The 1192-nt window shown below is 33.3% G+C and carries 1 protein-coding gene and 1 tRNA gene; one reads left to right on the forward strand and one right to left on the reverse strand.

Annotated elements, in window-relative coordinates:
• Positions 1–38 precede the first annotated feature (38 nt).
• Positions 39–719 (reverse strand): hypothetical protein, encoded by a 681-nt coding sequence (locus tag Q1A01_RS23555; protein ID WP_299686011.1) that lies wholly within the window; start codon positions 717–719, stop codon positions 39–41.
• 231 nt (positions 720–950) lie between these two features.
• On the opposite strand from Q1A01_RS23555, the gene Q1A01_RS23560 reads away from it, so the two are divergent.
• A tRNA-Asn gene (locus Q1A01_RS23560) sits at positions 951–1024 on the forward strand.
• The last annotated feature ends 168 nt before the right edge of the window (positions 1025–1192 follow it).

Here is a 1192-nt window from a genome sequence, read left to right on the forward strand (position 1 = left end):
TAAGGACAGTTCCATTTTTTTTTACAAAAATCCAACTTCTATTTTAATTCACACACAACTTTTAGGAATGATCCGTTATATCCGAGCTCAATTAATCGTTCGTTACGGTATTGCTCTACAAATCGGTATACCATAAATGAGCGGGCTCCGTTAGTGTCTTCTAGATATGCTTGTAGTTTTATAGAAAGTGGTTTACGCCATTGTAATGCCGTCAGCATATCCTTTGGAGTAACTTCATCAAGTCCAGGCAGGGTGTCTAAAGACATGATCATTTCTTTAGTATACCAGTATCTTTTTCTGAGGTCAATCCAGCTAGGTGTTTTTTCTGTATTAAACTTTTTAACGACCTCTTGAATACTATTTCCAGAAACAATAGGCGTCATGGCTATTTTTTTTCCATCAGTTGTTTTTTCAATATCAAGGATTGCGTAGGGTTCTTTTTTCCTTTTATTTTGAACTACAATATGATGGGCTGGTAGTTCTTTTTGTGTGTATATATATACCGTGTCAATACCTTTAGGATTGGTGGTATTCCAAGGGGATTTGAAAATCATCATGTCTTTGTGTAATGTCCAACTATTTACTTCCCCATAATTGGCATATACAAACCATTCTTCTTTAATATCATTTTTAGTAGTAACAGATATGTTTTGTGCTTTACAGGCGAGGCATAAAATTAGCATGCTAATAAGTGCTACTAGAGGTGTTTTTGATTTCATGAGATTATTTTTCATTTAATGTGCTAAAAACTGAAAAGGTTAACAATGATCATAAGAAAATGACGATAGTTATTTATTTTCAATGTATTAGAAATGGATATTTCACTTTTGATAGGGATGCTTTTTGTGCAAAAAATAATGTAGGTAAAAAAAAGTTTCTTAAAAGTTTAAAATTCTTTTTGACGAATACTAAAAATGTGTATATTTGCATCCGCTTACAAAAAGTAACACTCCTCCTTAGCTCAGTTGGTTAGAGCATCTGACTGTTAATCAGAGGGTCCTTGGTTCGAGCCCAAGAGGAGGAGCAAAAGCGCAAAAAGCCTTGACATTTGTCAAGGCTTTTTTGGTTTAGTAACTAATTCTCCAGCTATTTTATTATATGAAATGGAATTGTCTAGGGATCAAGACCAATTGTTGTGTTTATGCAAATATTCTAGTTAATCTAAAGAGGAAGAATTCTACATTTTTGACAC

Source organism: uncultured Dokdonia sp. (genome assembly GCF_947492815.1).
In the GTDB taxonomy this organism is placed as follows: Bacteria; Bacteroidota; Bacteroidia; order Flavobacteriales; family Flavobacteriaceae; genus Dokdonia.

What these genes read in the sequence shown, in the direction of transcription:
- Q1A01_RS23555 (WP_299686011.1), bottom strand. Translation starts at nt 719, where the DNA reads ATGAAATCAAAAACACCTCTAGTAGCACTTATTAGCATGCTAATTTTA.